The organism is Candidatus Melainabacteria bacterium (genome assembly GCA_003963305.1).
Taxonomy (GTDB): domain Bacteria; phylum Cyanobacteriota; class Vampirovibrionia; order Obscuribacterales; family Obscuribacteraceae; genus PALSA-1081.
This window is the reverse complement of record RXJR01000023.1, coordinates 183,665-203,552: the sequence shown is the minus strand read 5'-3', so window position 1 is coordinate 203,552 and position 19,888 is coordinate 183,665. Positions and strand designations below refer to the sequence as shown.

The following is a 19,888-nucleotide window of genomic DNA, read 5'->3' as shown; positions in this document are numbered from 1 at the left end:
TTTTTGCCGTGTTACCGTTTGACGAAGATGCTCTTGTAGAGTCGCTCTTTCGTCCTCTCGTCCAGGTAGTTATTTGATTCCGGCATTGATCTTGTCGCCGGATGTTCAAAAGATACTCCGCAAGCGCGGTGCCGAGTATCATCCGCCCGAATGACCTACGGAATGATTCGTAGCTCAGCAGTAGTGCCTGAAAATAATCCGCTTGATTGATGAAGAATTGGTGCTGGGCTGCCAATCTAGCAATAGCACTGGAGGAACAGTCATGAATACAAAATCCATATTGCTGGCTTTAAGCGGCTCGGAGCAATCTTATCAAGCCGCTCAGGTGGCGCGGAATCTGGCTCAGAAGACAGCGTCGAAACTGGTGGCAGTACACGTCGTCGATATTAAAAAGACCTGGGCGATGTTCGGCTGTGAGCGTGCCGGGCTTGTAGGCAGTGGAATGTATGTCGCTGCGTATGAATTGATATGTCAGTCGTTGCGAGATTTAGGAAAGAAGCTGGCAGAAAAATTCGAAGCGGTTTTCCCTGCTGTCGAGTGCCTTATCGTTGATGGTGATCCACTCGATGAACTTTGCCGTCGCGCCAGTGATTTTGACCTGCTGGTCGTGGGACACAGACCTCTTGTGTTAGACGAGAGCCATGCCGACACAACGACTCAATTCCGCTATTCATTAGCAGAAAAATTGTCGACTTTATGCAGCAAGCCACTGCTTGTGGTGCAGGGCGAGTGCAAGGAATGGGCTAATCTGAAGATTCTCGTATCTGTAGAGCATCTGAATTTCCGCTTTATAGATGAATCGCTAAATCTTGCCAATCGACTTGGTCTGAAACCGAAACTTGTTTGCCTCTCCAGCGGTGGCAATGAAGAGCCGGCTGCTAAGCTGCTTCCGAATCTGCGAACTTCTCATCCCGAATTAGCCAATATCGAGATCGATTTGATTGGTGTTGGCGGAGCGGTTGATGAACACTTCTCGACAAATGGAATAACAGGGGTTGAGATTGAGGCTGCTGAAGAAGATTTGTTTGTTTTGCCCACAGAGAAGATTTGTAACAAGCGTCTGTCCGTTTTGGGAATTCCAACTAGTTCATTCTTGAAGACATGGACGTTGCCCAACGTTATGTTTTATCCAGAGGAAAATTTGGCTAGTAGTTCCACTGAGCTGACTCAGGAGTCACAGTTCTTGAAAGATCAGGAAATAGTTGCTTCACACACACGCTGAAGGCAATGCGAAAAAGAAAGAATCTACTTTGGAAGCTTGCGCTGAAGATGATTGAGGCGAAAGTCAGCGTCGCGCCCCGCTATCAATTGACTGCAAAAGCACGGGAAGAAGTTAAGAAAATCGTCGAGTCAGGCGACATCTTGCTTGATTGCAATAGCGCCTTCCCGTGCTCCCAATTGATGGCTGGAATCTTTTTCAAAACGAGCTGGATTCATTCTGCGATGTACGTCGGAAATGGCGTAGTTATTGACTCAGGGCGAAAGTCACACGTGGCTGAAATCAGCCTGAACGATTTTCTGGAGACAACTGATGCAGCCGTGTATAGACCTCAATATGTTGACCAGGCTGACCGAGACGCTGCTGTGGCGTTCGTTCGAAAGGCACTCGGTAAGCCTTTCAACATTACCTTCGATGATAAGAATGGTAAAGCATTCTATTGTACGCAATTGATCTCGGAGGCGTTGGCTTCGATGCCTCATCCCATCAGTCTGCCGCGCCGCCAGCTATTCTGGAAGCAGGTCATTCCTCCTGCCTCAGTTGAGATTTGCTCTCAGATCGTCTGTGTTTGGAGCAGTCATCCCTCTGTATTCAAAAGCGTTCTCTGCCACACTCCTATTCTTGCTGGAGCTCTGACAGGCGGAGTAGCTGCGCTTGTTTTAACGGGATCAAACATTTGGGCTGGCGCCATCGCCGGCAGTTTTCTCACTTCTCGTCTTATGCAGACAGCCGTGGTTACGAACCGCAGAAGAAATATTCACGAGTAAGTACATCCGCACATTCGACTCCGGGTGCATGGAGCGCACCGTCCCGGGTGCAATGGAGCGCACCGTCTTGGGTGCATGGAGCGCACTCGTCCCGGGTGCAATGGAGCGCACCCGTCCAATCACTCCTACCGTGCGTTCCGCAATACGATCACGCGTTTCTTCTTCGCTTTACTCTGCTTGTGTTGCGGCTGAGCAATTTCCTGATCGATTTCCGGGTCATGGTACTGTTCGCCAACGGCCAATTTTGCAATTACTTTCGCCAGCATGCACTCGGAGTAACTGCTTTCTTCTTCATGCTTTTGGGAAGCTTTCAATTTCGCTTTAGATACACGCGGTTCCATAACGCTATGCTCCAACTTGAATGTCTATCTGGTATTGATTCAAGTTTAGTCCGTTCGGCACAGCGTTATATCGTCCGCAGGGAGGACAACTCATGGTTGTCGATTGTCTAAACTTGGTCTATGCGTAAGGAATCACTGATCGGGCGAAAAAAGTGCTTAATAAATCTACAATTCTGAAAAATTGGAAAGCGGAATACTCTGCCAAGCTGTCAACCGCGAGCGAGGCTCTCAAGCTAATCTCTTCCGGCGACACTGTGTATGTACATTCTCATGCAGCCGCTCCGCATCCCTTATTAGAGGCAATGGTGGCTCGGTCATCTCAACTTCGCGACGTCAAGATTGTGCAGATCATGACGCTTGGAGCTGCTCAGTATGCGCGCAGTGAGTACAGCTCTTCTTTCAAAGTTCAGGCGCTTTTCATTGGTCCTAATGTGCGCGAGGCAGTCAATGCAGGTCGCGCTGATTACATCCCCATTTTTCTTCACGATATTCCGTCTCTGCTGGGTTCGGATGATTTGCCCATAGATGTTTGTCTGATGCATGTCTCTCCGCCCGATGCACATGGTTTTTGCAGTTACGGTGTGTCTGTCGATTGCACGATTGCCGCCAGAAAGGCTGCTCGAATCGTCATTGCCGAAGTCAACAAGCAGATGCCCAGAACTTACGGTCGTTCTTTCGTGCATGTCAGTAAATTCGATCGCATTGTTGAAACCGACCGCCCCCTGCCCGAGCTGGCGAGCGAAGAGCCATCGATGGCTGAAAATGCCATTGGTAAGAATGTGGCTTCATTGGTTGAAGACGGAGCAACGATTCAGCTTGGCATCGGTGCAGTACCAAACGCAGTGCTGAAGTACTTGCGCGATCGCCAGGACTTAGGCGTCCATAGTGAGATGCTTTCTGATGGAATTATCGATCTCATTGAGTTGGGGGTCGTGACAAATAACAAGAAGACAGTGCTTCCGGGAAAGACCGCGGTCAGCTTCGTTATGGGCTCTCAGAGACTTTATGATTTCGTAAATGAAAACCCGGCGATGGAATTTCAGCCGTCTGACTTCATCAATGATCCATTTACAATTTCTCAGAACTACAAAATGACTGCGATCAATTCTGCCATCCAGGTCGATTTGACCGGACAGGTTGATGCTGACTCGATGGGAACTTATCTGTACAGCGGATTTGGTGGACAGGTAGATTTTATTCGCGGTGCTTCTCGTTCGAAAGAGGGTCGTGCCATTATTGCGATGCCTTCTACCGCGAAGAACGGTACAGTCTCGCGTATTTCGCCTGTTCTGCCTGCCGGCAGCGGAGTGGTTACGTCGAGAGCTGATGTTCACTACGTCGTTACTGAATACGGTATCGCTCAGCTCTTTGGAAAGACAATCAAACAGAGAATGCGGGCATTGATTGACATTGCTCACCCGCAATTTCGTGAAGAGTTGGAGCGCGGTTTCGCAGAGCATTATGGAAAGCTGTAGGACTATAGGACCTGTAGGACTGAGCTGGGACTGAGATAGGACTGAGATAGGACTGAGGTAGGACTGAGGTAGGACTGAGGATTATGAGAATATCGATGCATGACCTGAAAGAAGCTATGTACATTGTGCAAACAATGTTTGGTTTCATTCTGTTGGCTCTGGGAATTCACACGTTACAGATGGGCAAGACCTCAGGCGACTTTGCGACTGCCTTGATCACCGGAGTTGTTCTTGCAATTGTTGGAGTCGGATGTTTGTTCTTTGGGTTGGAAACGTACATCCTTAAGGATGAAGAAGACATCTGGCGTTGACCGCCGCGGGCATCTAGGTCGTTGAGCGCGGGAAGTTGTCGGCGCAGTCACTCGGTTCGCAGGGCATTACTTCAAGGTAATTAATTACGTGACAAACGATGCCCACCAGTTGGCACTCGAGGCGCATGGAATTAATTACATCGGAGTAAGGGTCCAGAAGGTTCTAGCATCTTGAGTCTAAGTACTGATAAGCATTTTCGGATGATCTTCATCGACAAGTGCTCGCATGGATCTTGCTGTGCCACAGCTAGACTTTGTTTTGATGATCTGTGATGAATTTTGATGAGCTGAGACTCGTCAGCAAAACAACTGGCGAGTCTCAGTCTGGTTTTAAAATCGTGTCGTTAGCCCTCATTACTGGCTTTCTTACGAACTCTTTTTCCGTGAGATGGTAGCTGACCATCCTTACGAACTCTTCTCCCGTGAGACTCCCTGCAACAGGGCACCGGCAGTATCAGTTTGTCCGAAGAACCAACTATCTATAAGGACGATAGACAGCGGAATTATCCACATTAAAAGCAGGGCGATGATGGCAAGTATTTCCATAATCAAGCTACTAGATTGTGGATGTCGACTGCGCCGCTTTCCTTCATTGCTGCTTCTATTGCCGGTTCAATTTCATTCGGAACGGTCGCTGAGATCGTGTATAAGGTGGGTTCTTCTATGTCCAGTCGGTCATCTAAGCTGCCGTTGAATACGACATCAGAAAGACCAGCCACCAACTGACCTAAAGCTGCTCCGGTTACACCAAAAGAGAGAGCGGCTAAAACCGTTGCACCGACTCCAACTGGTTGCAGAAATTGCACTGTGTAACCAACGCCAACCAGAGCACCTAGAAGCATCCACGCTGTAAACAAGCGAGTCAGATAGTTTTGATCGCAGTATTCGTAGCGAGTTGATACGTTCGCTTTGACCGTGATTTCGGATGCCGGAATGTGGAAGCGGCGTTTCGTCAAGTCATCGAGCAGGCTTTTCGCGTCTTCCAATTTGTCAAAATTGCCTGCGACTTTGTTGTTAAACATGATTTTGCCCTCCCGATCCGCTCCTTACAGGCCTTATTCTTATCCACTGCAGCGGTCATGACATCGACCTGGCGGATGGATGAAGATCAGCCTTTAGGCTGATGTCGCCCGGCACCCTAATCGATTCTGTCTTCGACCCGATCTTCTCCTGCCAGCCATCGAACCGTTCTTTCAAGCGGCTCTACTGCTTGAGTCTCTTGAAAGTGAATAATTGCGTCGAACTGCTCTGATAGGCTGGTGTAGAAGTAGTGACTTTGCCGCTCCGTTTCGGGGGCATAGATAACGCCAATGGCTCTTTCTAAGTATGGGCGGCAGAGCTGATATGCGAGTTCTTTGCTTCTCAGGTTGAGGATGAATGCCGGCAAGTCGATTGTATGAAAGAGGCTTTCGACACTGCCGCAGAGAGCGGGACGAACCGTCTTGCGCTCTGCAACAGAGCCCCAACGGGAGGCTGCAGTGACTGTTCCGGAAAAACCGGTAAATCCAATCAATTTGCACTCCTTTGGAAACTGTTCGCGCATCAGCTGTCCAAGATTCAGTTCTCCTCTGTCAATCATTTCGGTAGCGCGAGCATCGCCAAGATGTGAATTGTGAGCCCAGATCACTGCTTTCATCTTCTGTCCGTGTTTGGACAAATGCTCTTTCAATGACAGGGTAGTTTCGAACATGTGCCGATCGCGCAAATTCCAGGTGCTGACCTGACCTGTGAATAACTCGCGATAATACGCCTGGGCGTTCGATACAAGTTTCGCATTTTGTTCGATAAAGAAATAACCATCCGCAGCAGGCCTGCCATCTCTCTGCATATAGGTGGTGGCGTTTGCCTGCAGCTCCTGTAGTTCAGCGAGAACTTTTGCTTCGCAATCGTCAGTCAACCCCAGCGATGCCGCATATCCGTAAGCTTGCTCGTCTCGACCAAATTTAGCAAGACACGCATAGCGGTGATATGCACGCTGAGCTGCTGATGGATCAACATCTTTCAGATATTCGAGTACCTTTGCGGCGGAACGGTACAGGCTGTACAGATCCAATCCGTAAAAACCAACTTGGTTGTCGTATTTTGGTATCTGCGCATTGTGCGCTCTGAGCCATTCCACAAATGATAGAACGTCTGCATTTCGCCACAGCCAGGTTGGGAAACGCTGAAATTCGTTCAAGGACTCGTTTGCTGTGAGCGCTGAACCCGTTCCTTTGACGAATTGATTTACTTTCCAGCAGTCCGGCCAGTCAGCTTCGGCAAGTATGACGTTGAATCCTTTCTCTTCAATCAAACGTTTCGTCAAGTCGATGCGGGTTTTGTAATACTCATGTGTTCCGTGTGATGCTTCTCCGATCAGCACGTATGATGCATCACCTACTATTTCTAGCAATGAGTCGAAATCGTGATATTCACCGGTAAATGGCACCGCATGTTTTCTAATCGTTCTGCTGATATCCGTCTTTGCGGGACGGTGTTGAGTGGATGTCATTTTTGAAAACTCCGAAAAATTTGGACTCCGAAATAAATTAACACTGCGTGCTTTCGGGCTCCTTTAGCCGCCATGCAGATTGGGTGTTGCGTGTGGTGGTGTCGTAAATAGTCTGCTTTCTCTCATCGCCTGAATGACTTGTGAGTTTGAAGTTTGAGTGAAATCCAGATAGTGTTGTCCGACAGAATCCAATCGGTCGGGAATATTGACCGGCACTACGGCATCACAAAATTTGGACAGATCTTTGATACCTTCGTTACTCATTACCGGAGCCGCTAAGATGACCGTCTTAGCCCCACGTAACCGGACCGATTTGAGCGCTGCTGCCGCAGTCATGCCGGTCGCAATGCCGTCGTCAACGACAATGACGACTTTATCTTTCAGTGGTGACGGTTCGTAACCCGCTTCTTCATAAAACTCCGTTTCGAGTCCTCTCGAGAATTGCAGGAGCTCGAAATGCTGCTCATTAAGATATTGCTGCCACTGCATGTTGTGCGGAATATCCGGGTTGAGCACTATCACGTCGTCGGAAGATACTGCGCCGACTGCGTACTCAGGCTGTCCAGGAAACGGAATCTTTTTTGAAACAATTACATCTAGCGGGCACCCAAACTGCCGCGCCACTTCCAGTGCCACCATGACTCCGCCTCGGGGCAGTCCGACCACAATAATTTCGTTAGTCCTGACGCCTGGATTCTTTGCGAAATACTCTTGAAGCTTTATAGCTAGCCGGTGTCCGGCGTCCTTTCTATCTCTGAATAACATGGTCAAATCCTCAATCGATGTAAATCTTGTTCTTTTTTGAGTCGTCCGATTGGCGCAAAAGCATCACCGCAGCTGCTTGCAGTGATGCTTCTGTAGATTTGCTGACAGATCTCCCTGAGGCGAATAGCCATCCACAAGTGTCACCGCACGCAAGTTGTACTTGTCTGCGCCGCATACGGGACACATCCAGGATTCAGGCAGGTCATCAACTCTGGTGCATGGTTTAATTCCTCGTTCTTTGTGTCCGGCAGTTTCGTCGTAGACAAAGATGCGACAGCTGTCACAGAAGAAATTATCGAATTCCAGCACTCGTTGAAATGACATGATGACTCACCTGGCCTTGCAGTTATTTGCTCGATTGAGGTTGACTTTTCGCGCCTCTCAACTGTTCTCATTTTGGCTCATATCCGAGCCGCACATATCCTTCCAATGGTTGAATTTTTGTGCTTGTGTAGCAGTGCTGGAATGCGCCGCTTTGCTAATCAGACCACGTTCTCATACTCGCGACGGATAGTAACGAATAGTCGACTCAGAGCAGTCCTAATTAAAATGTGCAGAGTGAGCTTGAAATTGCCAGCGTCCAGGTCAGGCTAGCGGCGGATGGTAACGAATAGTCGACTCGAAATAGTCGTAATCAAAAATGTGCACAGTGAGCTGGAGACTACCAGTGTCCAGTCAGGCATGCTCATGGTCGTCGTATTTAAGATTTCTTGGACGGGTGTTAAGGAAGTTCCCGCAAGCAACATCAGTAGCCCAAGCAGGGTGCTTATCTGCATTGGTGCGTTTGAGAGAAGTGTCGACATTTTTATAGATGGTTTGGTGGCTAACCATGACCAGGATTGCATTAGCAGTGCCAGCGACATCGTGGCAAGGGCGACGGTTTGCTGTTCCATTACTGCTGCAGGCGTTCCATGTTGCGCTAGATTGATAGCGATCAAGCTAGCTATCGCAACGATGGCTCCTCGACCAATGATCTGCATCCAGCTTTTGCTGTCTAGCAAACTCTGGTTTCTTCCACGTGGCTTTTCATCCATTATGCCTGGATACGACTTCTGCAATGCCAGACCCAGACCAGGAAAAATATGCATGATTAAGTTGAGCCAGAGTAACTGCAGAGGTGTAAGCGGCATTGGCATATTCAGCATTGAAGCACCAGCGACTGTGAAAACTGATGCCAGGCTGGCGGTGAGAAGGTATGCAATCGCGCTGCGAATGTTTGCATAAATGGTTCTGCCCTGCTCGATCGCGTGTACTACAACGTTAAAATTGTCGTCAGTCAGTACCATATCCGATGCTTCACGTGCCAGCGACGTTCCTCCTTGTCCCATCGCTATGCCGATGTCTGCTTGTTTTAGCGCTGCCGCGTCATTGACACCATCACCCGTCATTGCAACTACTTTTCCCGCTGCCTGCAACGCTTTTACAATTCGAAATTTCCCTTCCGGCTCGATTCGTGCCAGTACGGTAATGTTTTCCAGTCGCCTGGCGTCATCATGCCAGTCTGTATAGCCTGTTGATCCATTTAGTACAGCATCGGCGGCATTACGATCGCTTGCGACAATTCCGATCTGTTTAGCAATCGCGCATGCTGTTTCCGGTTGATCTCCAGTCACCATAATCACTTTTATTCCAGCTCTATGACACTGACTGACTGCTGTATCAACGCCTTTCTTTGGTTGGTCGCTCATGCCCACCAGTCCTAAAAAAGTCATGTCGTTTTCAACGCTGTTTTGATCCAGCTGGGTGTCCGAAGTAATTTCTTTTCGGGCAAATGCGAGTACTCTCAGACCCTTTTTTGCCAGCGCGTTATTTTGCTCGACAAGCCAGGCTCTGGTTTTGTCATCTAGTGCTTGCGTGCCGTTCTCCGATGCGAATTGACTGCATGTTCGAATTACCGATTCAGGGGCACCCTTTGAATAAGCGATCAGATTGGCGCCCTCGTTGTGGAGCGTTGTCATTCGTTTTCTTTTCAGATCAAAGGAAAATTCGGTTGTTCGTGGATGCGTATTCTTTGTTGCGGATTTTTCAATGCCTGCTTTGAGCGCGACTACCAATAGCGCTCCTTCGGTCGGGTCGCCGTGCACGTGCCAGTCATGGCTGTCATGCGCCTCGAGCTTGGCATCATTGCATAATATGGCAGCGACTAGCACGTCCTGCAGTTTTGGAACTTGTGCTGTATCGATTTCCTTGCCGGATTCGTCGAAGAATGACCCGCTAGTTAGTTGCTCGCTGCTGGAAACGCGAAAGTGCCGATTCCCTGCCAGAATATCCGACACAGTAAGCTCGTTTGTCGTTAAGGTGCCCGTTTTGTCTGTGCAGACAATTTCAGTGCAGCCAAGAGTTTCTACGGCGCTCAGACGTCTTGTCAGTGCTCCGAGTTTGATCATCTGGCGGGTGCCTTCTGCGAGAGTCAAAGTCGCGATGACAGGCAAACCTTCCGGAATGGCTGCGATGGCAAGCGCAATAGCTGTTTGCAGCATTTGCCATGAATTCTCCCCCTTTGCCAAACCGATGAAGAACAAAACGGCGCAGATCGCGACGATGACTACGCTCAGTTGTTTGCCCAGTTGTTCGAGCTCTTCTTGCAGCGGTGTGGCGTGCACCATCAGCGTTGTCAGCGTTCGTCCGAGTTTGCCGAGCTTGGTATCGAATCCCGTGGCGATGACAATGGCCTTTGTTTTCCCGGCCGATACAACCGAGCCCTGGTAGAGAATGGTGCTGGTCGGCGAATCTTCATCTGCTTCTGAAGCTTTGTATACCGGCACTGATTCTCCTGTCAGCGCCGATTCATCAACAGTCAGATTGGTCGAGGTAATCAGGCGCACGTCCGCCGGAACGCGGTCTCCTTCGTTTAGAAGCAGGATGTCACCAGGTACGAGTTCGTTGACCGGGATGTTTTTATCCACGCCGTCGCGCCGCACATGTGCGAGCGGACCAGAAAGCTTTTCCAGCTCAGCAAGAGAGACTTGTGAACGATACTCAGTCAGAAATCCGACCAGGCTGTTTATGACAACGGCGATGCCGATGCCTATCGCTTGCAGATATTCACGCGCTATCACGGAAGCAGCGGTAGCGATTAACAACACAATTACAACCGTCGACCGATATTGATCGATAAACAGAGCAAAAGCATTTGGTGATCTGGGCTGATTGTCTATGCTGGATGTAAGTTGCAACCGACGCTCTGCTGCGGCGGTGGCAGTTAGTCCTGATTTTTCGTCGCTCGAAAGAGACTGGACGATGGTCAGCGAATCTTGACTGGCTGCCTGTTCAATCGAGGGAATCGAGATCGGAACCGGACTTTTATTCGCGGAAGTGTTCAGGTCGGATGAAGGCATACTATGTTTGATCTATTTCGCAGCGAGGCTGTTTGATGCGCAGCGCAGAGTCCATCGCGCTCGTGTGACATCTGTCATTTAACGATGATGTAAGCTTTTGCCGCTTCCATCGTACGGACGAGAAGAAGAGATTCGGAACTCCTTATTTTTTGTGCTCTGATCTGTACGGAAGCAATCAGTCCAAAGGATGACGGTCTGAAGACTATAATCGATATTATGAGCGATGCTGGAATGCGCTGCAAGTGCGACCATGAATAAGATATAGTCTTGAAGGTACACATGCTAGAGACAACGATGCATCCAAATTCAGTACAAGAGTTGTCACCTTTGCCGGCGCACTGGCATTCGTTGGCGCACGCGTTTGTGCATCAAGCACGCAGTCAACCACGTTCTCTGGCTCTTGCTGATTCTTCGGGCCTGTCGCTCACATACCACGACACTCTTTTACGTTCGATTGCACTGGCAAATATTTTGCATAAACGCCTTGGTTCGGCTGAACGTGTTGGCGTGCTTTTACCGCCTTCCGTAGGCGCGGTATTAGTCAATCTTGCCTTGACGATGTTAGGCAGAATTCCAGTGAACTTGAACTATACATCGAGCCAGAACACATTCAATCACTATTTGAGTCAGTGCGAGTTCGATCAAATCATAACCAGCCGCCGCATTATCGAGCGCTTTCCGTTTGATTCGACTGCCAGATATTTGTTGGCGGAGCGACTTCGGCAGGATGCATCTATCTTTCTAAAAGCGATTTCCTGGTCTGAGGCTGACCTGGTTCCCGAGAATTTGCTCGGACACATCTTTGCAGGTCTGAGAAATTCTGACGACAGATTGGACGAGACGGCCGCAATTTTGTTCACAGCCGGTTCGACTGGAGATGCGAAAGGCGTGATGCTAACGCATCGAAATATTCTTACGAATGTTCATGCAATTCAGCAACAAGCACGACTGTCGGAACGCGAATTTGTGCTCGGCGTCGTGCCGTTTTTTCACTCGTTTGGTTTCACACTGACACTATGGGCAGTATTAGCACTTGGGCATGCTGCTGTTTATCATTATGACCCCCGAGATTGCAGGCGAATTGGAAATTTGGCTGAAAAACACAAGCCGACTGTGCTGTTCTGCACGCCCACTATTATGCGCACCTATTTAAGACGCAGTAAGAAGGAACAGTTCGAGAGCATAAAGATTTGCATCCTGGGGGGTGAAAAAGTAAAGCCGGCTCTTGCTCACGATCTCGAACGTGAGCTGGGAATTACGCCATTAGAAGGTTACGGGTTGACTGAGACATCGCCTGTAGTATCGTGCAATGTTCCAGGTCGGGTCGTATTGAAAGATGGCACCGAAATCGCGGGCACGAAACTCGGCACTGTAGGACTGCCTTTGCCGGGAACAGCGATACGCATTGTGGATGCTGATAGCGGCCAGGAAAAGAAAACTCTGGAAGAAGGTTTGATTGAAGTAAACGGTCCACAGGTGATGAAAGGATATCTAAACAATGTCGAGGCTACAGACCGTGTCATCCACAATGGATGGTTCAGAACTGGTGACCTTGGGTTTATCGATGAAGATGGATTTCTGACCATTTCAGGTCGCTTGAGTCAATTTTCCAAAATTGCCGGTGAAATGGTTCCGCACTTGAAAGTAGAAAGGGAGATTGTGCGCATCGCAGAATGTGAGGAACAGAATGTCTCGGTCACGTCAGTGCCCGATGACAATCGCGGCGAGCGTTTGATTGTCCTCTATAGCAGTGGCAAGCTGAAGAAATCACCAGAGGAGATCGTCTCGATTTTAAGTAGCGAAAAAGTTATACCGGCGCTGTGGATTCCAAATCCAAGAGATTTCATCGAAGTTGATGAATTGCCGGTGCTCTCAACGGGTAAGTTAGACTTGCGTGAGATCAGGAACATCGCTTGCAGAAGAACTATTTGATATAATTTTCCAATTCCGATTCGAATTTTTGCGTGCTATTGCATGAACAAATCCCAATTTGAATTGGTAAGCGTGACAAGAACGAGGTGAAGATGCGTCGGTTTAAAGTGTGGGTTGCTTTCATTTTCTTGTCATCAGTGTCAGCAGTGGCATCTGCCATAGCAAGTCCTGATAAATCAGCGCATGAACAATCTTCCTCTAATTCTGCTGAAGCCAAATATTTTAGTGAGAATTGCAGCGCCTGCCACAGCGTTGGCACTAGTGGTGGTTGCTTAGGACCGGTTCTGGCTGGAGAAGGGCAGAGGCGTACGAGAGAATTCATTGAATCACGAATCAGTAATGATCCGGCCAAAGTTGCTGCTTTTCAGAAATTGTACGGTCACGCAGAACTGATGCCGCATAAGCGTATCGCTCCAGCTGAAGCGAAGAAAATGGCAGACTACATTATGACTTTGCCTGGACCAGACAAAGGTTTCGCAGTAAAAGGACATGCCAAAACTGATGTAAAGGTTGCCACCACGAAACACGCGCCCGTAGGCATTGCTTCTATCATCCATGGCAAGCAGTTGGTGTATGAAAAGGGTTGTTTGCAATGTCATTCATTTGGCGGAGTGGGCGGACAATTCGCGCCTATTTTCGATGGCATCGGCACCAGGCATAAATCGTCCTATATCTCCGACCGAATCAATGCTGCTGAATTGCTTTTCGCTAATACAGATCGCGAATACAACGAGCGCGGCATAGACATGCCGCCGCTTGGATTGAATAAGAAAGAAATCGCTGATATCACAGCTTATTTGAGTAGCTTGAAGTAAAGCTTGTAGACTTGGAAGCTTGTGTGCTTATGTCGCTTGGGCATTGGCAATGATGCGTTACGACTTTGTGTATTGCCTGATTGAAGTCGAATTCGATTACTGCGTACTTAGCCAGCCTGACATGAACGTATGCCCAGAGTCCGGCTCTAGTGAGAGTGTAAGTTCAAGCACACCAGCAGTGTGAATTTTGCTTGAAAGCGGCAATCCGCAGTGTTTGAAAACGTCGAGCATCTTCAAATTGTCAACCAGTACAATCGCTTTGAAGCGTTTGATACCACTTGCTTTCGCTATGATGCTCAAATGTTTCAATAGTAGCGTTGCAATACCTTTGTGTTGGTATTCGTCTTCTACAACAAAGGCGAGTTCTGCGCAGTCAGGTTCTTTCGGTGCTTCGATGACGATGTATCGGCCTACGCCAGCCGGGTGCTCATTGCCGTCAGCATCTTTGATCAGAGCCAATAGCGCAACGTGATTGTGAAAATCAACTTCAGTGAAAAACTGCAGTTCTTTCTGCGTCAGTGCACGTTTCGGTGTGAGAAATCGATAGTACAGCGATTCCTGGCTGAGGTGTCTCATGCCTTCCACAAAAATACTTTTATCTGCTGGGCAAACTGCGCGGATTACGAGACTTCTTCCGTCTAACAGTTTTTCTTCAACAAGATAGCTGCTAGGTGCGTTCATACTCAAACTCCAGTTGGGTGCGCTTGTCGCTCGGATGTTTGGATCTTTACGACTTCAACAGAACATGGTGCGTGATCAACTACGGCGGCAGCCACACTTCCTACTTTTGCCATTCGTCTGCCGGCATCACCGTGCGAGCCGATTATGATCAAGTCTGCGTGAATTTCCCGAGCGTAATTTACTATTGACTCCGCCGCTTTGCCTTCCAGGAGGGTTGTTTTAACCGACTTGGCGTGCAATTTCATCTTTAATAATTCGGCGCGTTCCGAAAGAATTATCTGTGATTGGTGTAATAACTGGCGCAGCATTTCGTCAACGTGGCAGTGCTCCACTATCATCAGCAGTTCAAATTCTGTTGACGGTGACCAGCGGCGAGAGGCGATCTGACTCAACACCGAATCAGACGAACTGCAGCTATCGACAGCAATTAAAACTTTCATTTCTCTACCTCCAGCATCAGCTGCATAATACTTGTCACGAGCAACACGGCACGTTTGTCGCTGCGAATCCGTCTCTAGCGGTCGCCCGAACCGGCCTCATCTTTATTATTTGAACGGAACATGGAGCGTGATTTAAGAGATGTCTCGCATTGTTGCCCAGAATCACATCTGGAACGCCTTTGTTTTCGTGTGCTCCAATGACTAGCAGGTCTGCGTCCCAGGCTTTGAGTTCTGCGATAACTTCGTCGCAAACGTGCCCGACTCTAACCTGTCCTTCGACGAAATTTCCGCCGTCCATCAGGGCTTTGATTCGGCCGCCGTAGCGATTTACGAGGTCTGTGGCTTTGGTTTTGAATTCAGTCAAATCTTCATCGTCCACGCCCAGACCCCAATCCGTCCACTTGTGGTTATCCAGGCTGGCGACGACTGTCATTACTTTAAATTGGGTCTCTGCTCGCCATGGGCGGGTCGCTATCTGTTCGATGACGTTTCTGCTTTCTTTTGAGTCATTGACCGCTATTAAAACTTTCATTCCTATCACCAATTCGTTGAATTACCAGTTCACAGATCTAGTTTTACCTAATCGTCTCCTGTGCACATCCTTCTTTCGAACCAGTATGCCTGCTTTCAACCGAACATTGGCAATGAGCGGCTCGTTCTTTTGAACGATGTCCGGCACCTGACTGCAGTGCGACTATTGTGTTGTCTTTGCACATTGCAACCAGAGGAGGTCTTTAGCGTCGTGTTCGATCTAATACCTTCCAGTACGAGGTAACCCAGCATGGACAGCAGGACTGCTTTAACTGAAAAGACCCACGTTTCCGGCGGCTATCTTTGCCAATCGTGTGGATGTCAGTTCCCTTTTATTTCGGGCGAATTAAAGTGTCCGCGCTGCGGATGCGTATCGTCATTAAGCATGGTCGCAATCTATGTTGAATACGATCCTGATGAGGAGGAATTGCACGGAAAAGATGATTGGAGTGCAGGCGATTGAAGTCTGCCTTCTGGTTGTTGTGCGTCCTGGTTGTTCTGGTGCACTCCAGCGGATTACGAATTAAATACACTCCCTTTCAAGGCGCATCGAAATGCATAATCCATTGATCAACATGTTTGCTTCGCTGGTACTTTTCACAGGACCTACCTTTAGCCCTGTACCCGTTACGCCAGTCCTTGAGCCTGGATTCCTTCGCTCGCACAGTGACATGGTGATCGGAAGACCAGAGGACAAGTTGCAAGATTTACTGGATCAGTGTACGACTTCTGCCGATATTGAAAAGCTGGCAAACAGCTTTGATGCGGTTGCGAAGTTGTATGAGCAGGAGCTTGATCACAGAAACGCTGAAGTTTGTTATCTAGTGGCTATTCGCTTGATGAACATGTGTTTGCCGAAGAATTCTCCTAAACTGGCTGTAGAGTATGAGCGACTAGCCGTGCATTACAGTCATGTCGATCAGGGTGAATTGGCACGCATAGCCAATCTTAAGGCGTTGAAGATTTACAAGGCAAATGGACGTGAGTTCGCTGTTGAACAAGCAGTCATTGAACACAATCAGGCCTGGCTGGAGCTTTATGCCGGAAAAAATAGTGCAGCAGAGTATTATCTGAAGCATTGTCTGGTTTTGTTGAAGAGCGTGCTTGGCAGCGAGCATCCGCTTGTAGGTCTTGTTTCCAGTAGCCTGGGCGAACTTTATATGTATAACGGGAATTTCCAGGCTGCCGAGAAACTTCTCAAAAACGCTCTTGAAATATTGCCTGAGAATTCTGATATGGAAGAAGTGAACAGGTATGTACGAACTAACTACAATCTGGTTTTGGAACGTCTCGGTAAGCACGGTGAAAAAGTCGTGCACGGTCAGATCAAGTAGTGGTAGTGCGCATTAAACTGACTTTTCCGTCCAAAGAATGATGTCCCTGACTCTGAGCAGCACTAGAATTTAGATGCAGGGGTGAAGCGATTAACACCCATGAAAACCAACCGACCGTGCAAGGCAAGACTCTCCGCAGAGTTTCATATTGTGTACACGGTCGTTGGTCTTCCGGCGCGAACCCGGCACCAGCATTGGATATTAAGCGGGTAGAGAAAATGAATATTGTAATTGCCCTCCAGAAAGAATTGGATTCCAAGTTGATTCTCGATTTTGTGTCGAACTACAAGTGGCCTGCGAAATCAAAATTCAAGGTGGTTCATGTGTTGCATCCGCATGAGTGTACGAGTACGACGAAGCGAGAATATTTGGAACGATTTTTGAATAGTTTTGTACAAAATGTCAAAAAGAATACAGGTAGTGACGACGTCTCCTCCGTTGTCGACGAGGGTGAGCCCGTCAGCGCGGTTTTGCGTGTCAGTGAATATGCCAAAGCCGACATGGTGATCATGGGTCACGACCCAGCTCATGCGGAAAGTCATAAGTCTGTTTCTGAGTCGCTAGCACAGTTAGAGAAATGTTCCATCGTGATCATCAGACCTCCTTTCCATACAGGTGGTGGCGCGAAGGCGAAAGACACTGCAAAAGAGGAAGCAATTGTATGAGAGTTCTAATTGCCATAGAAGAGTCTGATTGCTCGAAGAGAGTGTTGGAGTCGGTGCTCGATCGATGCTGGCCCAATCGTTCGCTATTTCGCATCATCTCTGTGTTTGAACCCAGCCAGGTTCTAACAGCCTACAGCCCGGGTCTGTACACACCGGATGCTTGTGATGCTATTGCAAAGGCAGAGCATGAAGAGTTTCTGGGCAAGCAAACTTACGTCAATGATGCAGTCGAGTTGCTCAAGCACCATTTGGTGGCCGCTGAAGTTACTGGAGATGTTTTGACTGGTATTGTCAGTGAGAAGATCTTGGACGAAGCCCGTGAGTGGAGCGCTGACTTGATAATCTGCGGTACGCACAGCAGGCGTGGTCTGGCGAAGATGTTTTGCGGAAGTGTTGCCGAAGCTGTTGCCAACAATGCAGAGTGTTCAGTCGAAATTGTGAAAACCAAGTCGAGTGAGGCGGCCTAAACAACCCACGAGCAGAGCGATGGGCAGAGCGATGGTTCGGTCTTGCCCTTCGCTCTGCCAGATTGAGCATTCATTCCGCTTCGATTCCGCTTCGATTTCCAGGCTATCGCAGATACTTCTGGAACCACTCACCAGTTTCGACAGATACCTGCTCTAACGCTCCAGGTTCGCTGAACAGATGTGTGGCGCCTTCGATGATCGATAATTTCTTGACACAAGTCATTCCAGCAAAAGCCAGTTTGTTGAGTTCAATCACCGTATAATCTTGTCCGCCGACAATCAGAAGCGTCGGTGCTTCTAGTTCGCTCAGGTAATCTTTCGCGAGGTCCGGTCGTCCCCCACGTGAGACGACAGCGTTTACCCATTTGCCGCGTCTGGCAGCTGCTCCGATCGCTGAAGCTGCACCAGTACTGGCGCCAAAGATTCCCAGCTTCATGCCTTCTGTCGCCGGATTAACAATCAGCCAGTCAACGATTTCGACCAGCCGATCTGTCAGCATTGGTATATCGAAGCGTAACGCAGAAGTTTGTTCGTCAATTACTTCTTCTTCGGCTGTGAGCAGGTCCATCAGTAAAGTACCCAGGTGCATCTCGTTCAACTTTGCCGCTACAGCTTTATTTCTTGGGCTGTGTCGGCTGCTGCCGCTTCCGTGCGCGAACAACACCAACCCGAGCGCGTTTGGTGGAACGGCGAGATCGCCCGACAATACACTTCCGGACGCGGGAATGGATACAGCCTGTTTTACAGCTGAGGTTTTCGAATGTGACTGCATAGTCGTAACCCTTGGTTGGAGCATCAATATTCATTTTCTGCGCAATGCACTCGGGTGGCATGAGTATTGCGGCTGATTTTTTCGAACTGATACTAATCCATTTGGATGACAACAAAATCAGCCAATCAGGCAGTCGAAAAGTTCAGTGGGACGATGCGCTTTGTTCGTCGATTTTGAAGAATAATAGGGACGTTATAGACGCACCGGGAGAATTCGTAATGTCCAGAAAAGGTCAGAAGCGACATAAAGACTATTCGATACGCACTAGCATGATCCATAACGATTATGACAGTCGGCACTGGGAATATAATCACCCGCTCGTTCCTCCGATGAACGTTTCTTGCGCCTATCGGCTGGACTCGGTGCAGAGAGGCATGCAGGGTTTCGCACAGTTCGCTTCTGATGAGAACGGAAGTGAAGCTCCAATCTATGTATATGAACGGCTGGACGAACCAACCCGTGGAATCCTTGAGGAGAAGCTGGCACTTGCTGAGGATGCCGACATTGCAGTCTGTTTCGCGACCGGCATGGCTGCAGTAAGCGCAGCATTATGCATCAACGTGACTTCCGGCGACGAGATCATCGCTCACCAACTTCTCTATGGCTGCACTTACAGCTTGCTGAGCAATTGGATGATCAGGCAGGGCGTGTCGACGAAATTTATTGATCTGCGTGATATGGAGGCGCTTGCCGGTGCCATCACCAGTAAGACTCGCGTGGTTTACTTTGAGACACCTGTTAACCCCACGCTTGAATTACTCGATATCCGGGCTATCAAATCTTGCGTTGACGAGGCTAATAAGCATCGAAAAGAAGACGAAAGAATTGTATTGATTGTAGACAATACCTTTGCTACGCCATTTTGTCAGAGACCAATCAGCCACGGCGCAGATTTTGTTGTTCACAGCTTGACCAAGAATATTGGTGGCTTCGGCACTGATATGGGCGGTGTCGTCATCGGTGCCGGTCGGTATCATCGATCATTGCTTTTGTACAGGAAGGATTTTGGTGGCACATTAGCGGCGCGCTCTGCCTGGCCGCTGCTTGTTTATGGCTTGCCGACACTTGCAACAAGGCTCGAACAGGAACAGCGTTCGGCAATAGCGATTGCACAATTTTTGGAAAATCATCCACTCATCGATCACGTTTCTTACCCTGGACTTGATTCATTTGCGCAATCAGATCTTGCGCACCGCCAGATGATTAGTTACGACGGAAGATTTGCGCCCGGCTCAATGATTTATTTCGTGCTAAAGGGAAGTTCCGGCGAAGCACAGGCTGCAGCCGCGCACTTCATCGATGCAATTGCCCGCTCCTCGCAAAGCATTACGCTCGCTGTCAGCCTGGGTCAAACGCGTACCCTCATAGAAGAACCATATTCGATGACTCACTCAGCGTTGCCCGACGCTATTAAGGACGTAGCCGCGCTGGCACCCGGTGGTATCAGACTCTCCATCGGACTGGAGGACGTTAACGACATTATTGGGGATCTTTCAAGAGCTTTAGAAATTACCGGTTCGAAACTTCAGGCGAAAGCGCTGTAG

General features: G+C 48.8%; 20 protein-coding genes. 10 read left to right on the top strand and 10 right to left on the bottom strand.

Features of this window, described 5'->3' with window-relative positions:
• The first annotated feature begins 262 nt into the window (after positions 1–262).
• Together EKK48_22770 and EKK48_22765 are read left to right on the top strand one after the other, a co-directional pair.
• On the top strand, positions 263–1,222 hold the full coding sequence (locus EKK48_22770; protein ID RTL38123.1) for a universal stress protein: 960 nt from the start codon (positions 263–265) through the stop codon (positions 1,220–1,222).
• 5 nt (positions 1,223–1,227) lie between these two features.
• The gene (locus EKK48_22765) at positions 1,228–1,986 is read left to right on the top strand and encodes a hypothetical protein (GenBank protein RTL38122.1); all 759 of its coding nucleotides are present in this window, start codon (positions 1,228–1,230) and stop codon (positions 1,984–1,986) included.
• A gap of 125 nt (positions 1,987–2,111) precedes the next feature.
• Here EKK48_22765 and EKK48_22760 read toward each other — a convergent pair whose 3' ends face one another.
• Complete coding sequence (locus EKK48_22760; protein RTL38121.1) at positions 2,112–2,327, bottom strand: hypothetical protein; 216 nt, start codon at positions 2,325–2,327, stop codon at positions 2,112–2,114.
• 173 nt (positions 2,328–2,500) lie between these two features.
• Between EKK48_22760 and EKK48_22755 the strand changes: the two genes are divergently transcribed.
• Complete coding sequence (locus EKK48_22755) at positions 2,501–3,802, top strand: acetyl-CoA hydrolase/transferase family protein (GenBank protein RTL38152.1); 1,302 nt, start codon at positions 2,501–2,503, stop codon at positions 3,800–3,802.
• Positions 3,803–3,885: 83 nt separating this feature from the next.
• A complete protein-coding gene (locus EKK48_22750) occupies positions 3,886–4,113 on the top strand; it encodes a hypothetical protein (protein ID RTL38120.1) in 228 nt (75 codons plus the stop codon).
• Positions 4,114–4,661: 548 nt separating this feature from the next.
• Here the strand turns inward: EKK48_22750 and EKK48_22745 are convergent.
• The 5 genes from EKK48_22745 to EKK48_22725 all read right to left on the bottom strand — a co-directional run bounded on the left by EKK48_22745 (position 4,662) and on the right by EKK48_22725 (position 10,707).
• Complete coding sequence (locus EKK48_22745) at positions 4,662–5,135, bottom strand: hypothetical protein (GenBank protein ID RTL38119.1); 474 nt, start codon at positions 5,133–5,135, stop codon at positions 4,662–4,664.
• Between the two features lie 116 nt (positions 5,136–5,251).
• Positions 5,252–6,604 (bottom strand): erythromycin esterase family protein, encoded by a 1,353-nt coding sequence (locus tag EKK48_22740; GenBank protein ID RTL38118.1) that lies wholly within the window; start codon positions 6,602–6,604, stop codon positions 5,252–5,254.
• Between the two features lie 63 nt (positions 6,605–6,667).
• Positions 6,668–7,369: a phosphoribosyltransferase gene (locus EKK48_22735; GenBank protein ID RTL38117.1), complete on the bottom strand. Its 702-nt coding sequence runs from the start codon at positions 7,367–7,369 to the stop codon at positions 6,668–6,670.
• 63 nt (positions 7,370–7,432) lie between these two features.
• Positions 7,433–7,693, bottom strand: a complete 261-nt coding sequence (locus tag EKK48_22730) for a hypothetical protein (protein RTL38116.1) — start codon at positions 7,691–7,693, stop codon at positions 7,433–7,435.
• A 266-nt stretch (positions 7,694–7,959) separates the two neighbouring features.
• Positions 7,960–10,707: a cation-transporting P-type ATPase gene (locus EKK48_22725; GenBank protein RTL38115.1), complete on the bottom strand. Its 2,748-nt coding sequence runs from the start codon at positions 10,705–10,707 to the stop codon at positions 7,960–7,962.
• A gap of 279 nt (positions 10,708–10,986) precedes the next feature.
• Between EKK48_22725 and EKK48_22720 the strand changes: the two genes are divergently transcribed.
• Positions 10,987–12,639 carry an AMP-dependent synthetase gene (locus EKK48_22720; protein ID RTL38114.1) on the top strand — a complete coding sequence of 551 codons (1,653 nt, stop codon included), beginning with the start codon at positions 10,987–10,989 and terminating at the stop codon, positions 12,637–12,639.
• A 92-nt stretch (positions 12,640–12,731) separates the two neighbouring features.
• Positions 12,732–13,454 (top strand): cytochrome c, encoded by a 723-nt coding sequence (locus EKK48_22715; protein ID RTL38113.1) that lies wholly within the window; start codon positions 12,732–12,734, stop codon positions 13,452–13,454.
• Positions 13,455–13,550: 96 nt separating this feature from the next.
• Here the strand turns inward: EKK48_22715 and EKK48_22710 are convergent, their stop codons facing one another.
• Genes EKK48_22710 through EKK48_22700 form a run of 3 tightly spaced genes read right to left on the bottom strand, consistent with a single transcriptional unit; the run spans position 13,551 to position 15,107 of the window.
• Positions 13,551–14,135, bottom strand: coding sequence for a GNAT family N-acetyltransferase (locus EKK48_22710; protein RTL38112.1), 585 nt, complete (start codon positions 14,133–14,135; stop codon positions 13,551–13,553).
• 2 nt (positions 14,136–14,137) lie between these two features.
• A complete protein-coding gene (locus EKK48_22705; GenBank protein ID RTL38111.1) occupies positions 14,138–14,575 on the bottom strand; it encodes a universal stress protein in 438 nt (145 codons plus the stop codon).
• 34 nt (positions 14,576–14,609) lie between these two features.
• Positions 14,610–15,107, bottom strand: a complete 498-nt coding sequence (locus EKK48_22700; GenBank protein RTL38110.1) for a universal stress protein — start codon at positions 15,105–15,107, stop codon at positions 14,610–14,612.
• Between the two features lie 553 nt (positions 15,108–15,660).
• Between EKK48_22700 and EKK48_22695 the strand changes: the two genes are divergently transcribed.
• The 3 genes from EKK48_22695 to EKK48_22685 all read left to right on the top strand — a co-directional run bounded on the left by EKK48_22695 (position 15,661) and on the right by EKK48_22685 (position 17,572).
• Positions 15,661–16,440: a hypothetical protein gene (locus EKK48_22695; GenBank protein RTL38109.1), complete on the top strand. Its 780-nt coding sequence runs from the start codon at positions 15,661–15,663 to the stop codon at positions 16,438–16,440.
• Between the two features lie 218 nt (positions 16,441–16,658).
• The gene (locus EKK48_22690) at positions 16,659–17,105 is read left to right on the top strand and encodes a universal stress protein (GenBank protein RTL38108.1); all 447 of its coding nucleotides are present in this window, start codon (positions 16,659–16,661) and stop codon (positions 17,103–17,105) included.
• Positions 17,018–17,572, top strand: a complete 555-nt coding sequence (locus tag EKK48_22685) for a universal stress protein (protein ID RTL38107.1) — start codon at positions 17,018–17,020, stop codon at positions 17,570–17,572. Before EKK48_22690 ends, EKK48_22685 begins: the two co-directional genes overlap by 88 nt.
• A gap of 103 nt (positions 17,573–17,675) precedes the next feature.
• Here EKK48_22685 and EKK48_22680 read toward each other — a convergent pair whose 3' ends face one another.
• Entirely contained in the window at positions 17,676–18,344 is a 669-nt protein-coding gene (locus EKK48_22680; GenBank protein RTL38106.1) for a hypothetical protein, read from the bottom strand.
• Positions 18,345–18,562: 218 nt separating this feature from the next.
• On the opposite strand from EKK48_22680, the gene EKK48_22675 reads away from it, so the two are divergent.
• Entirely contained in the window at positions 18,563–19,888 is a 1,326-nt protein-coding gene (locus EKK48_22675; GenBank protein RTL38105.1) for an aminotransferase class I/II-fold pyridoxal phosphate-dependent enzyme, read from the top strand.